This window comes from Paenibacillus doosanensis, from assembly GCF_025060755.1.
GTDB classification, from domain to species: domain Bacteria; phylum Bacillota; class Bacilli; order Paenibacillales; family NBRC-103111; genus Paenibacillus_S; species Paenibacillus_S doosanensis.
Map to the genome: position 1 here is coordinate 102,710 of NZ_JANYUY010000014.1, position 17,566 is coordinate 120,275.

Annotated in this window: 16 protein-coding genes; all 16 read left to right on the forward strand. The window is 51.9% G+C overall.

Annotation, left to right across the window (positions count from 1 at the left end):
- Positions 1–14: 14 nt before the first annotated feature.
- Positions 15–1,196 carry a glycoside hydrolase family 88 protein gene (locus N0M98_RS12690; RefSeq protein WP_259618090.1) on the forward strand — a complete coding sequence of 394 codons (1,182 nt, stop codon included), beginning with the start codon at positions 15–17 and terminating at the stop codon, positions 1,194–1,196.
- Positions 1,197–1,212: 16 nt separating this feature from the next.
- Positions 1,213–1,746: an acyltransferase gene (locus tag N0M98_RS12695; protein WP_259618091.1), complete on the forward strand. Its 534-nt coding sequence runs from the start codon at positions 1,213–1,215 to the stop codon at positions 1,744–1,746.
- A 48-nt stretch (positions 1,747–1,794) separates the two neighbouring features.
- Positions 1,795–3,357 carry a lipopolysaccharide biosynthesis protein gene (locus N0M98_RS12700; RefSeq protein WP_259618108.1) on the forward strand — a complete coding sequence of 521 codons (1,563 nt, stop codon included), beginning with the start codon at positions 1,795–1,797 and terminating at the stop codon, positions 3,355–3,357.
- Positions 3,358–3,852: 495 nt separating this feature from the next.
- Entirely contained in the window at positions 3,853–5,685 is a 1,833-nt protein-coding gene (locus N0M98_RS12705) for a polysaccharide biosynthesis protein (protein ID WP_283942783.1), read from the forward strand.
- Positions 5,686–5,702: 17 nt separating this feature from the next.
- On the forward strand, positions 5,703–6,581 hold the full coding sequence (gene galU, locus N0M98_RS12710) for a UTP--glucose-1-phosphate uridylyltransferase GalU (RefSeq protein WP_283942784.1): 879 nt from the start codon (positions 5,703–5,705) through the stop codon (positions 6,579–6,581).
- Positions 6,582–6,590: 9 nt separating this feature from the next.
- A complete protein-coding gene (locus tag N0M98_RS12715; RefSeq protein ID WP_249861301.1) occupies positions 6,591–7,757 on the forward strand; it encodes a glycosyltransferase family 4 protein in 1,167 nt (388 codons plus the stop codon).
- Positions 7,720–8,787 carry a glycosyltransferase gene (locus tag N0M98_RS12720; RefSeq protein ID WP_259618092.1) on the forward strand — a complete coding sequence of 356 codons (1,068 nt, stop codon included), beginning with the start codon at positions 7,720–7,722 and terminating at the stop codon, positions 8,785–8,787. The genes N0M98_RS12715 and N0M98_RS12720 overlap by 38 nt, the downstream gene beginning before the upstream one ends.
- 36 nt (positions 8,788–8,823) lie before the next feature.
- Entirely contained in the window at positions 8,824–9,909 is a 1,086-nt protein-coding gene (locus tag N0M98_RS12725; RefSeq protein ID WP_249861303.1) for a glycosyltransferase family 1 protein, read from the forward strand.
- Positions 9,910–9,916: 7 nt separating this feature from the next.
- The gene (locus N0M98_RS12730) at positions 9,917–10,822 is read left to right on the forward strand and encodes a glycosyltransferase family 2 protein (RefSeq protein ID WP_249861304.1); all 906 of its coding nucleotides are present in this window, start codon (positions 9,917–9,919) and stop codon (positions 10,820–10,822) included.
- A gap of 34 nt (positions 10,823–10,856) precedes the next feature.
- Complete coding sequence (locus N0M98_RS12735; protein ID WP_259618093.1) at positions 10,857–11,915, forward strand: EpsG family protein; 1,059 nt, start codon at positions 10,857–10,859, stop codon at positions 11,913–11,915.
- Positions 11,916–11,941: 26 nt separating this feature from the next.
- Complete coding sequence (locus N0M98_RS12740; protein WP_259618094.1) at positions 11,942–12,685, forward strand: glycosyltransferase family 32 protein; 744 nt, start codon at positions 11,942–11,944, stop codon at positions 12,683–12,685.
- Positions 12,686–12,717: 32 nt separating this feature from the next.
- Positions 12,718–13,905, forward strand: coding sequence for a glycosyltransferase (locus tag N0M98_RS12745; protein WP_259618095.1), 1,188 nt, complete (start codon positions 12,718–12,720; stop codon positions 13,903–13,905).
- Positions 13,906–13,940: 35 nt separating this feature from the next.
- A complete protein-coding gene (gene galE / locus N0M98_RS12750) occupies positions 13,941–15,050 on the forward strand; it encodes a UDP-glucose 4-epimerase GalE (RefSeq protein ID WP_259618096.1) in 1,110 nt (369 codons plus the stop codon).
- Positions 15,051–15,098: 48 nt separating this feature from the next.
- Positions 15,099–15,695, forward strand: a complete 597-nt coding sequence (locus N0M98_RS12755; protein WP_259618097.1) for a sugar transferase — start codon at positions 15,099–15,101, stop codon at positions 15,693–15,695.
- A 17-nt stretch (positions 15,696–15,712) separates the two neighbouring features.
- Entirely contained in the window at positions 15,713–16,372 is a 660-nt protein-coding gene (locus N0M98_RS12760; RefSeq protein ID WP_259618098.1) for an acetyltransferase, read from the forward strand.
- Between the two features lie 24 nt (positions 16,373–16,396).
- Positions 16,397–17,566: a DegT/DnrJ/EryC1/StrS family aminotransferase gene (locus N0M98_RS12765; protein WP_259618099.1), complete on the forward strand. Its 1,170-nt coding sequence runs from the start codon at positions 16,397–16,399 to the stop codon at positions 17,564–17,566.

Genomic DNA, 17,566 nt, shown 5'->3' on the forward strand with positions numbered 1-17,566 from the left:
AAAGGACAGATTCTGTGATACCTCTCATCGTATGTCTACTGCTGTTTGCTCTCATCATTGTGGTCATATTGATCGACATTGTCCCTATCTTCAAAGATTGGCTGAGCCGGATTCATATTGGAAGATTCCAAGACAAGCAACTATGGAGCCGCTCGATCACGAACGTCGGAATTCAATGGCTCAATCATACTCCTCAAATTAAAGTGACTGATAATACGAGACTGGTCGCTATCGATATGCTGAAGGGCAACTATTCGAAGAACTCTATTCAGCATTGGCAGGAAGCTTCCCTGCTCATGGGTCTGGCCGAGTATGTGAAGCGAAGCGGCGATCAGGAAGTAAAGCGGGAAATTGAGAAGTTTTTGGCCTCCAAGTTTGACCGTGATGGCGAGTGGGTGGAAAAGCCCGAGCAAGTGGACGCGGCCATTTTGGCTTATGCCGTTATGAAGCTCGATTTCATCAATACTGATCATTACAAGAAGGCGCTCGAGACGACATGGGAACTTATTCGCGATCATCTAGGAACGGACGGCACGGTGGCTTACCGCAAATTTATGCCTAACTATCGGTATGTTGATACGATCGGTTTCATCTGCCCGTTTCTCGTTTGCTACGGTCTTCGTTACCGCCAGGAAGCTTGCGTGGATTTGGCTGTCAAGCAAATTTTATCTTATGAAAAGCACGGCATGCTGGAAGGGCATCATATCCCCAGCCACGCTTATCAAATCGATAACAAGCTGCCTCTCGGATTGTACGGCTGGGGGCGCGGGCTCGGCTGGTTCGCCATCGGGCTTGTCGATGCCTGGAATGAGCTTCCCGCAGGGCATAAGGCCAAGAAGACGCTGGAAAACAGTGTACGCAAATTCGCCGTCGCCGCGATGGCGTTCCAGCAAGCCGACGGAAATTGGAGCTGGACAGTAACGCGTCAAGAATGTAGAGCCGATTCTTCAACGACCGCGACACTGGGCTGGTTTATGCAGCAGGCTTCCAAGATTGAGGATATATCGGCGGGCTGCTTGGAAAGCGCAGACCGCGCCGTTCGTTATCTTATGAAGGCAACCCGCCGAAACGGGGCCGTCGATTTCTCGCAAGGCGATACGAAGGATATCGGAGTTTATTCGATGCTTTTTAACATATTGCCGTTTACGCAAGGTTTTTGTATAAGGCTAGTGAATTCCGTTCATATCGGTTCTTAAGGTTGTGATGAATTCAATGTTAAAGAAGATCATTTGTTTCATGAGGGCGCGCATTCGCAAGTATTTATTGGAGGAGTTTTGGCTGGAGGACTACATCCGGATGGGGATGAAAGTAGGCCGAAACTGTTCGATTCAGCCTGGAGTGGTGTTCGATTATTCGCACTGCTGGTTGATCCGTATCGGCGATAATGTCACGATTGCTCCCTACGCTTATCTGTTGACTCATGATGCAAGCACTAAGCAGTTGAACCAGTATACCAAAGTCGGCAGCATCACAGTAGAGGACGATGTATTTATAGGAGCTCGCGCTCTAATCATGCCCGGAGTTACTCTAGGGCGGGGATGTATTGTCGCTGCAGGCAGTATTGTTACCAAGTCTGTGCCTCCAGAGGTCATCGTTGGCGGTGCTCCGGCCAAGTTCATCTGCACAGTAGAGGAATATGCGCGTAAAAATAACGAGCTCTTGGAAAAGAAAACAGTGTATGATCGAGACTTCACGATCGGCGGCCGGATTTCAGCGGAAAAAAACGCAAAATGTATGAAGAACTAATCAACGATATTGGCTATGTGGTCTAATCTTTAAATAATGGGGAAAATGATGCGAACAAAAAACTCGATCATCAACATATCGGTAGGGCTCGGCAACCAGCTCATCATTACGCTGCTCAGCTTTTTTTCCAGAACGGTGTTTATCCATACGCTGGGCTTGGATTACTTGGGGGTGAACGGGCTCTTCACGAACATCCTGTCTATGCTCTCGCTCGCAGAAGCGGGGATCGGTTCCAGCATTATTTATAATCTGTACAAACCGGTGGCGGATCAGGACCAACATAAAATCATTCTGCTGATGAAGCTGTATAAAAAGGCGTATTGGATCATAGCTATCATTGTGTCGCTGCTGGGATTGTCGCTGATGCCGTTTCTCCCGCATTTCGTCAAAGACTCGAGTGTGGAGCATGTTCACCTGATCTATCTCGTATTTTTGATCAATACGGTCGCCCCTTATTTTTACCAGCATAAAAACTCGTTCTTGAGCGTTCAGCAAAAAGGATATATTGTAACCGGCCTGTATTCCGTCTCATCTATCGTGTCGGCCGGCCTTAGAATCGGCATTTTGTACTATACGCAAAATTATATTTTGTATTTGGTTATAGACAGCTTCATCACGATTGCCAACAGCATCATTCTCTCGGTCATCGTCGATAAAATGTATCCGTATTTGAAAAATAAAGTGAACGACGTGCTGGATGCGGTTACCAAAAGCAGCATTTTCAAAAATGTTAAAGCGATCGTCCTGCAAAATGTCGGCACATATCTGATCTTCGGAACGGACAATATCATCATCTCGACTTATGTCAGTATAGCCGCGGTAGGGCTGTATTCGAATTACAATATGCTGATCGACATATGTCGTACGTTCGTCAACCAAGTATTCAACAATCTGTATCACAGCATCGGCAATTTGGTGGCCAAGGAGAGCAAGGATAAAATTTACAGCGTCTACAAGGTGACTATGCTGCTTAATTTCTGGCTGTATTCCTTTTGCGCGATAGGCATGTACGTGCTTATTGAACCGTTCATTACGCTGTGGATCGGCCCGAAGTTTCTCATGGGGCAGCTTGTGCTCATTGTTCTGATGGTGACGTTCTATGAGAGAGGGATGAGAAATTCGATCAGCACGGTCAAGACGACGGCAGGCATCTTCCATGAGGACCGGTATGCCCCTTTGGCGCAGGCCGCGATCAATCTGGGCTTCTCGCTCTGGCTGGTTCAATCGATAGGGATTGCCGGGGTGTTCATCGGAACGTTAATCAGCGCCGTATTGGTTCCGTTCTGGACGACGCCGTATCTCGTGTACAAGAAAGTGTTCCAAAGGCCTTTGTTCCATTACTATGCTCGCTATTTGGGCTATGCGGGAATCGGGGCGGCCGCTTGTTATGCGACCTATCTGTTATGCGGCTGGATTCCCGGCGGTACGATCACGGGATTCATGCTGAAGGCCATTGTATGTCTGACAATACCGAACTTGATTTATGTAATGCTGTTCTATAAAACGGATGAATTTCAATATGTATGGGGCATTGCGTCCGGACTCGTGCCGAAGCTGCTTAAGAGGGGGAGAAGGACGGCGCATCCCGAAGTAAGCTCGGGAAATTCATAAGGCGGGAGGGTTGACAAATTCTTTATAAAGAACTACAATAAATATATTGTCGATGAACCCAACAGTCTCGACGTTCTTTTTTACCAAATTTGTTCTTTATAAAGAATTTTTCGACGGAATTCTTTGAAATAGCGGAAAATTCTATGCCATTGTACCCGATAATCGCCTCTTAGGACCTACTACAAGAGAACTACCGCTTGTCCCGTTTTTCAAGCCGCTGATGGCGGCATTTCCTAATAGAGAATATTTTTTTTTGCTAAAGTGTTCTTTATAAAGAACATGTAAAGGAATGTACCAAGTTCCGGCGATGTCTCCTTGCCGTTATCGATGGAGGCACTCGGCCATGCTGTGGGTTAATGGCAACCTTAGACGCCAGTCGTCAAGGGTGTGGCGTGAGGAAGGGTTAGATGCCCTGCATTTCATTAAAGGGTTTAAATATATGGTCTTTGTTCCAAAGGCCGTATACTTAAGAACTTTATTGAGAGGGTGAGCTTTTTGTCATACCGTCAAAGATTATCGTTGCTCATTATCGTCGATTCGTGCATTGTGCTCAGCGCTATCTTTTTCAGCCGGTTTTTGCTCAGCGCGGATCTCCATGTTGTCACGTTTCCCCTTGTCGTTAGTGCCATTACGCTGCTGCTCAGCCACCATGCGTTTGCGATGGTTTACAAGCTTTATAAGAAAGCCTGGCAGTATGCCAGTATCGGCGAACTGCTCTGCATCTTCAAGGCCGTGACGTTCTCGATTATCGCCGCCGCCTTGATTCAGGAAATTATCGTTCAGGATATTTACTTCCGGCTGCTCGCGGTGACCTGGATGCTGCACATGCTGCTGATCGGCGGCTCGCGCTTTTGCTGGCGGCTGTTCAGGGATTCGTACATCCCGCAAGCTGCGAATAAGAAGCGCACGCTCATTATCGGCGCCGGCTCGGCGGGGACGATGGTCGTCCGCCAGCTGATGAACAATCAGGAGGCGGAGCTGCAGCCGGTCGCTTTTATCGACGACAACGTGAAGATTCAGCAGCTCGATATTTTGGGCATTCCGGTCATCGGCGGCGTCGATCAGATCGAGCGGGCCGTCAAGGAGCTGCAGATCGACAGTATTATCATCGCGATTCCTTCGCTCGGCCGGAAAGGATTGAACACGATTTTCCAGGAATGCGCAAAAACCAAAGCCAAGACGCAAATTTTGCCGAGGCTGGAGGATCTGATGACCGGCAAGCTGTCCGTCAACCAGTTCCGCGACGTTCAGGTGGAGGATTTGCTGGGCCGGGAGCCGATTGAGCTCGATATCGACAGCATCTCCGATTACATAACCGGCAAGGTTGTGCTCGTCACAGGAGCCGGGGGCTCGATCGGGTCGGAAATTTGCCGGCAGATTACGAAGTTCAATCCGCTAAAGCTTGTTTTGCTCGGACACGGGGAGAACAGCATTTATTCCATCGAGATGGAATTGAAGGATCTATGCGAGCATACATCGATCGAGTTCATTACGGAAATTGCAGATATTCAAGACGGCAAGAAGATGATGTCGATTATGAGCAAGCATCGCCCGAACGTCGTGTATCACGCCGCCGCCCATAAGCATGTGCCGCTGATGGAGAAAAACCCGGAGGAAGCGGTCAAGAACAATGTGATCGGAACGATGAACGTCGCCAAGGCGGCAAGCAAATACGGAGTCAATACGTTCGTGATGATTTCTACCGACAAGGCGGTCAACCCGACCAGCGTTATGGGCGCAACCAAGCGGATGGCCGAAATGATCATCCAGCACATGGACAAAATTAGCGAAACCCGGTTCGTCGCCGTTCGCTTCGGCAATGTGCTCGGGAGCCGGGGCAGCGTCATCCCGCGCTTCAAGCAGCAGATTGAAAAGGGCGGGCCGGTGTCCGTCACGCATCCCGACATGATCCGCTATTTCATGACGATACCGGAAGCGTCGCGGCTTGTCATTCAAGCCGGCGCGCTGGCCCGGGGCGGAGAAATCTTCGTGCTGGACATGGGAGAGCCGGTAAAGATCGTCGATTTGGCCAAAAACTTAATCAAGCTGTCCGGCCATTCCGTGGAAGATATCGGCATCGAATTTACCGGCGTCCGTCCGGGGGAGAAGCTGTTTGAGGAGCTGTTGAAGGCGAACGAGATCGAAGAACAGCAAGTATATCCGAAAATTTATATCGGCAAGACGGCCGATCTGTACATGGATGAGATCAGAGATATGATATCGGTTTACTCTACTTTGGATAAAGCGAAGCTAAGAGAGCGGCTGCTCGACTTGGCGAACAGCAACAAGGTGATTCCGATGTCCAAAAAATTAATATCCATTGGTTAAAAAGGAGTGTTATGACGATGAAAGTTAGAAAAGCGATTATACCGGCCGCCGGGCTCGGCACCCGATTTCTTCCCGCCACGAAGGCGATGCCTAAAGAGATGCTGCCTATCGTCGATAAGCCGACCATTCAATATATCGTCGAAGAAGCGGTGGAATCCGGGATTGAGGATATTATTATTGTGACGGGCAAAGGCAAACGGGCGATTGAAGACCATTTCGACAGCTCCTTCGAATTGGAGCAAAATCTGCTGGAGAAGCAGAAGTTCGATCTGCTGAGCGAGGTTCAGAAGTCTACCAACATGGTCGACATTCACTATATCCGGCAAAAGGAGCCTAAAGGCCTGGGGCACGCGATCTGGTGCGCGCGCAAGTTCATCGGAGACGAACCGTTCGCCGTCCTGCTCGGCGACGATATCGTCCGCGCTCCGAAGCCGTGCTTGAAGCAGATGATCGAGCTGTACGATCATTACCGTTCCTCGATCATCGGGGTGAAGCATGTGTCCGATGCGGAAGTGTCGCGCTACGGGATCGTCGACGGCAATCCGATGGATGAGCGCTTCTACAAGGTGAAGCATCTGGTCGAGAAGCCGTCGCGGGAGAATGCGCCGTCGAATCTGGCGATCATGGGCCGCTACATATTAAGTCCTCGCATATTCGAGATTTTGCACGATCAGGCGCCGGGCGCAGGGTCCGAAATTCAGCTGACCGACGGCATCGCCGAGCTGAATAGGCGGGAAGCGGTATACGCCTATGAGTTTCACGGCACCCGCCACGATGTCGGCGAGAAGCTGGGCTTTATTCAGACGACGATCGAATTTGCGCTGCAGCGTGACGATCTGCGGTACGAACTGCTGGACTATATGTCCAAAGTGATGGAAAAAGAGCTGATTAAATAGGTGACGCATATGGCAAAAAAAGTGCTGTTCTGCGCAACGGTGGACTATCATTTCCAAGCGTTTCATCTTCCCTATATGAAGTGGTTCCAGGAGCAAGGGTGGGAGGTTCATGTTGCCGCCAGCGGGAAGCTGGAGCTCCCCTATACGGATAAGAAATTCGACATACCGTTTCGGCGTTCTCCGTTCAAGCTGGGCAATATCGACGTATACGCCAAGCTGAAATCTATTATCGACGATAACAATTATGAGCTGGTTCACTGCCACACGCCGATGGGAGGCGTGCTGGCCCGGCTGGCTGCGCGCGGGGCGCGCAGGCGCGGAACCCGAGTGCTGTATACCGCACACGGGTTTCATTTTTGCAAGGGGGCACCGCTCTTGAACTGGCTCGTTTACTATCCGATCGAGAAGATGCTGTCCCGCTATACGGACCGCCTGATCACCATTAACGAAGAAGATCACAGGCTGGCTGTGGAACGGCGGTTCAAGGCGGGACGCGTGGATCGCGTACATGGCGTCGGAGTCGACTTGGAGCGGTTCCGGCCGCTCGGCGATCAGGCGAGGCAGGAAGCGCGGGCGAAGCTGGGTTACGCCCCGGACGACTTCCTGATGTTTTATGCGGCGGAGTTCAACCGCAATAAAAATCAGCAGTGGCTGATCCGGGCGTTAGCCTTGGCCGGCAGCGACGCCCCCCGGGCTCGTCTGCTGCTGGCCGGAGAAGGCGAGCTCAAGGAAGCATGCGCCAACCTGGCGAGAGAGCTGGGCGTAGAACGGCAGGTCGAGTTTCTCGGCTACCGCAGCGATATCGCCGAGCTGCTGCCGCTATGCGACGCGGCCGTCGCTTCCAGTCTGAGGGAAGGGCTGCCCGTCAATATTATGGAGGCCATGGCCTGCGGGCTGCCCGTCATAGCGACGGAAAACCGCGGTCACTCCGAGCTGATCGCCGACGGCCTGAGCGGCTACGTAATCCGGGGACTGGATGAGCGGCAGTGCGCCGAGCGAATCGCGCAGCTGAGCCAATCCCGCGCGCTGCGCGAGCGGATGGGACGCGAGAGCAGAGACCGGATGCGCCACTATTCGCTGGAGCGGGTCGGGGTAGAATTAACCGGCATTTATGCCCATTACTTTCTGGAGGGCGGAGATGAAACCAAAAGTAAGTATAGTGGTGCCTATATATAATATGGAAGCTTATTTGGAGCGCTGTCTGGATGCGCTGCTGACGCAAACGCTGACCGCTATCGAGATTATCGCGGTAAACGACGGCTCCACCGACCGCTCCGGACATATTCTCGATCGTTATGCCCGGCAGGACAAGCGAATTATCGCGATTCACAAGAAGAACGGCGGCGTCTCCTCCGCTCGCAATGAAGGGATGAGGGCGGCTTCCGGGGAGTTCATCGGCTTCGTCGATCCCGACGATTGGGTCGACGGGCACATGTATGAGACCTTGTACGAACAGGCAGTCAGCGAGGATGCCGACATCGTGATGTGCACGTACATCCGCGAGTTCGGCACCCATGCCAAGGAGAAGATGTTCCAGCTTCCCGAGAAGGTCAGCTACGACGGACAGGAGGTGCGCGACCATCTTCTTAGACGTCTGATCGGTCCGCTGAACGAAGAGATCGCGAGCCCCGAGCTACTGGATGCATGGGGCACGGTGTGGTCCAAGCTGTACCGCGCCGATCTGCTTCAGCGGAACGGGCTCTCGTTCGTCGACCTTAAGATCGTCGGAACGAATGAAGATTCGCTGTTTAATATTCACGCTTGCTATCATGCGCGCAAATTCGTGTTTATCAATAAACCTTTTTACCATTATTGGAGGGTGAACGACAGCTCCGTCACCACCGGCTATAAGCCGGATTTGAAGGAACAATGGTTCAGCCTCTATCAGTTTATGGAAGATTTTATCGAAGCGAACGGGCTCCCCTCCGAATACCGGCAGGCGCTGCATAACCGGATCTGCCTGAATACGCTGGGACTCGGCTTGAATACGATAAGCCCCGGCAATAAAGCCCCGGCGTACAAGAAGGTTCAGAAGCTGTCGGCGATTTTGCGCGATCGGAGAATCCGGCAATCGTTCAGTCAGTTCGAGACCGGCCGCTGTTCGCATGTATGGAGAATCTTTTATTCCTTCGCCAAATTCCGCTTCGCAATCGGCTATTACTTGATGCTGTTAGCCGTGGAGCGGCTGAGAAAAATAGCAAGATAGGGGGGATCGGCGCTGAACGCGATCCGAGTGCTTCAAGTGGCTACCATTATGAACCGGGGCGGGCTGGAAACGATGCTCATGAACTATTACCGGCAAATGGACCGCAGCCGCATCCAATTCGATTTTATGGTGCATCGCGAGGAACAAGGCCATTACGATGAAGAAATTATGAAGCTGGGAGGACGCATCTTTCGGATGCCGCAGATCAAGCCCGGCAATTACAGGTTGTATTTTAAGCGATTGGATGCGTTCTTCGCCGAGCATTCGGAATACCGCGTCGTTCACTCGCACATCAACGAGAACAGCAGCTTTGTACTTCGCGCTGCGAAGCGGGCCGGCGTTCCTTGCCGCATAGCTCACAGTCATTTAAGCGATCTCGGGCTGGATTTGAAGCTGCCGTTTCGCTTATACGCGCGGTATGCAATGAAGGATAATCCGAATCAATATTTCGCCTGCTCCCGCAACGCCGGCCAATGGCTGTTCGGCAAAGACATCACATCTTCGGAGGGCATTACGGTTTTGAATAATGCCGTTCATGTCGAGCAGTTCCAATTCGACGCCTCCGTCCGCGATCGCATTAGAGGGGAACTGCAGGCCGGCGGCAAGCTGGTAATCGGGCATATCGGCCGATTCAATAAACAGAAAAATCACGGGTATCTGCTCGATATTTTTCAAGAGGTACACCGGCAGCGGCCTGATTCGATGCTCGTCATGGCAGGGGACGGTTATCTGCGCCCGGCCATCGAGAGAAAGGCAGCTGAGCTTGGACTCTCGCAGGCAGTCAGGTTTCTCGGCGTCAGGGAAGATGTCGCCGATCTGATGCAGGGGATGGACTGCTTCTTGTTCCCTTCGTTATTCGAAGGCTTGCCCGTCGTTATGGTCGAGGCCCAGGCCGCCGGACTGCGATGCTTCGCCTCCGATGCGATCACGCGGGATACGGATGTGACGGGGCGCGTGCAGTTCCTCAGTCTGAAGGCATCGCCGGAGGCTTGGGCTTCACGCATTCTTGCCTCGTCCTACGAGCATGCGGATACCTCGGAGCTGCTGCGTTCTCGCGGGTACGACGCCGCGTCGATGACCAAATGGCTTGCCGATTATTATTTGAAACATGTGGGGGGATAGATAGAGCATGTCTCCGACATTAACCGTATTTACGCCGACCTACAACCGCGCGTACACGCTTCATTTATGCTATGAAAGCTTGAAGAGGCAGACCAGCAGAGACTTCGTCTGGCTCATTATCGACGACGGCTCCTCGGATTCGACGCGGGAGCTGGTGCAGAGCTGGATTGATGAAGGAAGCGTGCCGATTCGCTACCATTACCAGGAAAATCAAGGCATGCACGGAGCGCATAACACCGCCTACGAACTGATCGACACGGAGCTTAATGTTTGCATCGATTCGGACGACTACATGGCGGACGACGCGGTCGAGAAGATCGTCTCCTTCTGGCGCAGCCACGGCAGCGCGAAGTATGCGGGTATTGTGGCGCTGGACGCTTCTGTGGACGGGACCATGATCGGAACCAGAATGCCGGATCATATCGAGGCCTCGACGCTGTCCGGCTTGTATGCCGTTCACAAGGTCAAAGGGGATAAGAAATTGGTGTATCGTTCGGAGCTGACGCGCAAATGTCCTCCGTATCCGATTTTTCCCGGTGAAAAATATTGCCCGTTGAGCTATAAATACGTCCTTATCGATCAAGAGTGCCCGCTGCTCATTATGAATGAGATCGTATGCTTTGTAGAATATTTGGCCGACGGGTCCAGCATGAATATGATCCATCAATATCGTCGAAACCCGAGAGGTTTCTTATTTTTTCGCCAGGTTGCAATGAAATTCGCTCCGACCTATAAGGATCGACTGCGGGAGATGATACATTACGTATCTGGGAATCTGATGATCCGCAATTACCGATTCCTCTTGGAATCGCCGTACAAATGGACGACACTGCTGGCGGTTCCCTTCGGGTTGGCGCTGTATGCTTACATCCAAAAGACGGGCAAATCCGCCATAATCAAAAATCATCTGTAGGTGCATGCCGCTTAAATTGAAGGGAATGAGGTATGTGGCGGTTTTATATGTGAATATAGCACTTGCCTACATCTTTAGCTTGTGCTCCAGGTGGTTCGTGAAGCCCTCCTCCGTCAAGGCGTTGAAGCCGAACATTTTGCTGGCTTTTTTCGCAGTAGCAACGCTGGTTCTGGTCTCCGGGCTGCGTAATAACATTGGCGACACGTACTACTATATGTACTCGTATCGCCTCAATAACTTTACTTGGGAGACTATCCGGGCGAACAAAGATATCGGTTTCGGTTTGTTTCAAATGGGTTTAAAACAAATTTCCGATAATCCGCAAATTCTCGTATTTTCTACGGCGTTAATAACCAATGTTCTGATCATATGGGTTCTCTACCGATATTCGAAGCTGTTTGAATTGAGCGTTTATTTGTATATAGCTTGCGGGCTTTATACCGTATCGATGAACGGCATTAGACAGTTTATGGCCGGGGCTATCGTGTTCGCCGCTACCAAATACATCTATGAAGGCAATTGGAAAAAATATATTTGCGTCGTTTTGTTCGCGTCGACGATTCATCAGAGTGCGTTTATTCTGATCCCGATCTACTTTATCGTCAGAAGAAAAGCATGGACAGGGGCAAGCTTCGCATTGCTTTTCTCCGCCGTTTTTTTGGCCATGGGGTACGGCCAGTTTTCGAATCTGTTATTTTCCGCGATTCAAGACACTCAGTACAGCAATTATAAAGATTTTCAAGAAGGCGGGGCCAACGTCATCAGGCTTGCCGTTCAAGCGGTGCCTGTCGTATTTGCCTTCTTGGGGCGGGACAAACTGCGGCAAATGGACCCCCGATTAGATTATATCGTAAATATGTGTATTCTCGGCGTCGTATTCATGGTCATTGCGACTCAGAACTGGATATTTGCCAGGTTTATCGTTTATTTCGGCTTATATAATTTGATCCTGCTTTCCTGGATTGTGCATCTCTTTGTCAAAAGGGAACAAAAATTTATTTATTATTCCATTGTCGTGCTTTACTTCGGCTATTTTTATTACGAAAATGTGATCTCTTTACATATGTACTATAGCAGCGATTATTTGAAATGAAGCAAGCTCGGAAAGGGGCTGAGGAGTTGAATAGCGGCAAGGCGGAAATTCCCCGCGTCATACATTATTGCTGGTTCGGTAAAGGGAAGAAGAATCAAATTATCGTCAATTGCATGAAAAGCTGGGCGAAGCATCTGAAGCCGTATGAAATCGTCGAATGGAATGAGGATAATTTCGACATCGCTTCCAACCTGTACGTTAAGCAAGCGTACGAAGCCGGCAAGTATGCTTTTGTCAGCGATTATGTCAGGCTTTACGCGCTGTATCATCATGGCGGCATTTATATGGATACGGACGTCGAGGTTTTAAAGTCTCTGGACCGGTTTCGGCACCATGAGGCTTTTTCCGGCTTTGAAGACGAGCAGCACGTTCCTACGGGAATTATGGGAGCCGTGCAAGGACATCCGTGGATCCAAGAGCTGCTGGATCATTACAAGGATATCCGCTTTTTGCAGCCGGACGGTTCATTGGATTTGACGACGAATACGAGGGTAATTACAGATCATTGTTTGAACAACGGGCTTGTTCTCAACAACCAGTATCAAGTGCTGCGCAATGGGGTAGCTTTATATCCCCGCACTTATTTTTGCCCGTATGACTACATCAACGGCGCCAACTATATAACGGATGACAGCTATACGATCCACCATTTTGCCAAATCGTGGCTTCCCGCCCATGTTCGCTGGAGAAGCCGCGTTAAGAAAAGCGTAAGCAAGCTTATGGGTCCTGCGATGATCTCCAAGCTAAGGGGTATCGTAAACAGGATGTGATCATCTTGATCTTTGAAGGGAAGGTTTGAACATTGAAGAAAAAACTGTTGTTTGTTCTTCAGTATCTCCATACGGGGGGAGCGGAAAAAAGCTTAATCACGCTTCTGGAAAGCCTCGACTACCGGAAATATGAAGTGGATTTGCTATTGTTCGATCATAGCGGAGCATTGTTTACGATGATTCCGCCGCAAGTGAATGTACTTCCTCCGTTATTTCCGTACTATTCGATGCCTTTGCGCGAGGCTTTCCCCCGAATGATAACGGAAGGGCGAGTATCGTTAGCCGCCGGAAAGCTGCTGGGATCGTTTGCGGGCAAACTCAGCAAGGGCAAGGGGGTCGGCGCGAGGTGGGAGGTGTATCGCCGCTTCCTTCCGAAGCTAAAGTCCCGGTATGACGCTGCGATTAGCTACCTCGACTTCTTCTGCAACTATTACGTTGCCGAGAAAGTGCATGCGGACAAAAAAATTATGTATAACCATATGGATTACGCTTACAGCCAGACACAAGGCTGGCCGTGTCCGCGATTGGAGAGAAAAAGCTTCGTGACCAGCGATTATATTGTTACCGTAGCCGATTCGGCCCGCCGATCGCTCGAATCCTTCTTTCCGGAGCATTCGGACAAAATCCGCGTGATCCATAATCGAGTATCCAATGCGACGGTACAAAGGCTGTCGGAGGAGCCTGTCTATAACGACGGGTTTCAAGGCACGCGGGTAGCGACGGTAGCCAGACTGTGCGATGAAAAAGGAGTCATGCTTGCGCTTGAGGCATGCTCGCTGATTGTATCCGAGGGCTATCCGATAAGGTGGTATATGATCGGTACCGGGGGGCTGCAGGGGGAGCTGGAAGAGCGTCTGAAGAGGCTCGGCTTGGAACGGCATTTTATATTGATGGGCGAAAAGCAAAATCCGTATCCGTATGTCAAAGGGGCCGATATCTATGTTCAACCGTCCAAAACGGAGGCTCACTGTATCGCCGTCGAGGAAGCTATTGCGCTGCAGCGTCCCATTGTTGTGACGGATATACCGTCGTTCAAGCAGCAAATCACGGATGGAGAAACGGGAATCGTTGTACCTGCACATGCTCAGGGCCTCGCGGAAGGGATCACCAAGCTCGTTCGTTCCAAGGAACTGCGGGATAAGCTCACGGTGCAGCTTTCTTACGAGCAAAATCGGTATCAGGATGAACTGAACAAGTTTTACGAGCTGATAGAATGTTAACTGACTATGAACCATAACAGGGAGGTATGATCCGGATGGCAATACTCGTCACAGGCGGTTCCGGTTATATCGGAAGCCACACTTGCGTGGAGCTGCTGAGTGCCGGCTACGACATCGTTGTCGTAGATAACCTGGCGAACAGCAGGCCCGAGTCGCTTAGAAGAGTAAGGGAATTGACGGGAAGAAACTTCAGGTTCTACAAGGCGGATTTATTGGACCAGGAAGAGCTGATGAAAATATTTGCGCAAAATAAGATCGAAGCCGTCGTCCATTTCGCCGGTCATAAGTCGGTCGGAGAATCGGTGCAGCTGCCGCTCTGGTACTATCACAATAACATAACGGGGACGCTTGTCCTGTGCAAGGTGATGGAGAAATACGGGGTCAAGAAGATCGTGTTCAGCTCATCGGCCACCGTATACGGATTGCAGGAGCGGGTTCCGATCCGGGAAGATTTGCCTCTGAGCGCAACCAATCCTTACGGCCGGACCAAGCTGATGATAGAGGAAATGCTGCGCGACCTGCACGCTTCCGATAACGGATGGGGCATTGCGCTGCTCCGGTATTTCAATCCGATAGGCGCGCATGAGAGCGGCCGAATCGGAGAAGATCCTAACGGGACGCCGAATAATCTGATGCCTTACATAACTCAGGTGGCGGCCGGCAGGCTGAAGGAGCTTCGCGTGTTCGGCAGCGATTATCCGACGGCGGACGGCACGGGGGTGCGCGATTATATTCATGTCGTCGATCTGGCCCGCGGACACTTGAAGGCGCTGGACAGGATCGTGAACACGCCCGGCGTAGAAGCCTATAACCTTGGAACGGGGCGGGGCTACAGCGTGCTGGAGATCGTCTCGGCCTTCGAGACGGTCACCGGCTGCCGAATCCCTTACAAGATCGCCGAGCGCCGGCCGGGAGACATCGGCATCTGCTATGCCGATCCGTCCAAGGCGAAGCGGGAGCTGGGCTGGATCGCCGAGAAGACGATCGAGGACATGTGCCGCGACTCCTGGCGCTGGCAATCGAATAATCCGAACGGCTATGCGGAAGACGGCAGCTTATTGTCCGGTATCGGCATTAAAGAACAACCTCGCAGCTACGGAAGAAGCGGCGGGGTTTTTGCCTATTCGAACGGAGATATTTCTTGAATGAGGAATGCCGCCGTTCAGTTTAAGAAAGCAGGAGTCCGGTGTGATATGAAACGAATGTTGGATGTGATAACAGCTGCAGTGCTGTTGGTGTCTTTATCGCTCTTGATCGGGATCGTTGCAGTATTGGTCCGATGGAAGCTCGGCTCTCCCGTCGTCTTTCGGCAGAAGCGTCCCGGATTGCACGGCAAGCCCTTTATGCTGTACAAATTCAGGACGATGACCGATGCGAAAGACAGCGAAGGGAATTTGCTGTCGGACTCGATCCGGCTTACCCCGTTCGGCCAGTTTTTGCGCAAATACAGTCTGGATGAGCTTTTGCAGCTCGTCAATGTGCTCAAGGGCGACCTGAGCCTGGTCGGCCCGCGACCGCTGCTCATGGATTATTTGCCGCTGTATACGCAGGAGCAGGCAAGAAGGCATGACGTGCGGCCCGGCATTACCGGCTGGGCCCAAGTGAACGGCAGAAACGGCATCTCGTGGGAGGAGAAGTTCAAGCTCGACGTGTGGTATGTCGATCATCGCAGTTTTGCTCTCGATTTGAAAATATTGGCTTTAACGTTTCTCAAGGTTGTGAAATCGGAAGGAATCAGCCATGGCAATCATGTCACCATGGAGCGGTTCTCCGGCTCGAAATTCTCATGAAACGAGGGTGATGAACGATGGAGCTTGCCGTAATCGGCGAAGGCGGCCACAGTAAAGTCATTTTGGACCTGATTCGGGCGGAGGAGAGCTATTCCCTCACCGCAATACTCGATGACAAATACGATTCGCTGATGCTTCGGGACGGCGTATATGTCGGACCGGTCGCTTCAGCCTTCCGCCTGCTCAAACATATGGCGGGTCTCAAATTCGTGGTTGCGATCGGAAATAACGAGGTCCGCAAGTCGATCGTGTCGCGTTTAGGCTTATCGAACGAGCACTACGTCTCTTTGGTTCATAAAACGGCCGTCATCAGCAAAAGCGCATCCATTGGTCAGGGCACCGTCATCATGGCGAATACGATCGTCAATGCCGACGCCCATGTCGGCAATCATTCGATCATTAATACCGGGGCGATTATCGAGCACGATAACCGGATCGGTGACTTCGTTCATGTGGCTCCGAAGGCGACCTTGACCGGGGCTGTCATCGCCAGGGAAGGAACGATGATCGGGGCCGGAGCTACGATCATTCCCGGCAAAAACATCGGCGATTGGGCGGTGATCGGAGCGGGAGCTACCGTCATCAGCGATATTCCGTCGCATTGCACGGCGGTCGGCACACCGGCCAAAGTGCTGACGAAGCCGCTGTTCGCTGAAGGCCGGTTGAACTTAATTTGAAGAAAAGGGATGTGATTGGAAGCTATGGCAACGAATCCTAAGAAGATCTTTTTATCTCCTCCGCATATGAGCGGGAAAGAGCAAACCTATATTCAGGACGCTTTTGATACCAATTGGATCGCTCCCTTGGGCCCGAATGTGGATGCCTTCGAGCGCGAGCTGGCCGACTGCGTGGGAGTCCGCGATGCGGCGGCGGTTAGCTCGGGGACAGCGGCGCTTCATTTGGCGCTAAGGCTGCTGGACGTTCGGGAGGGAGACGCGGTATTCTGCTCCAGCCTCACTTTCGTAGCGAGCGCCAATCCGATTCGCTATCAAGGGGCGGAACCGGTGTTTATCGATTCCGAACCGGATACATGGAATATGTCTCCGCAGGCGCTCGAGAGGGCGCTGTGCGCCGCAGCTCAGGCAGGGAAGCTGCCCAAGGCGGTCATCGTGGTCCATCTGTACGGCCAAAGCGCCAAGATGGACGAGATCGCGGCATTGTGCGAACGCTATGGCGTTCCGATCATCGAGGATGCGGCGGAATCGCTGGGCTCCGCCTACAAAGGAAGGGCCAGCGGTTCCATCGGCCGTTACGGCGTATTTTCCTTTAACGGGAATAAGATCATTACGACCTCCGGCGGGGGAATGCTGGTGTCCAATGACGTTCAGGCCTTGCACAAAGCCCGCTTTCTGGCGACGCAGGCGAGGGATCAGGCTGCGCATTACCAGCATAGCGAGACCGGTTATAATTACCGGATGAGCAACGTGCTGGCGGGCATCGGCAGGGCGCAGCTGGAAGTGCTGGAAGATCGCGTCCGGGCGAGAAGAAGCGTGTTCCGGCGTTACGCCGAGGAGCTGGCTTCCTTGCCGGGAATCCGCTTTATGCCGGAGCTGGAACAAACCCGTTCCAACCGCTGGCTGACCGCTTTAACGGTGGATGAGCGCGAGGCGGGAGTGACTGTGTCGGAACTGCTGTCATCGCTCGCGGAGCAAAATATCGAGGCCCGTCCGGTTTGGAAACCGCTTCATCTGCAGCCGCTGTTTGCCGGATGCGCTTATTATCCTCACAGTGAGAGAGAGAGCGTATCGGAGCGGTTATTCGCCGCGGGGATTTGTCTGCCTTCCGGCTCGGGCATGTCGGATGAGGAGCAGCTGCGGGTCATTGATTGCATCAAGTCGTGCTGGGTGCGCAATAGCAGCATAAGCGCATAA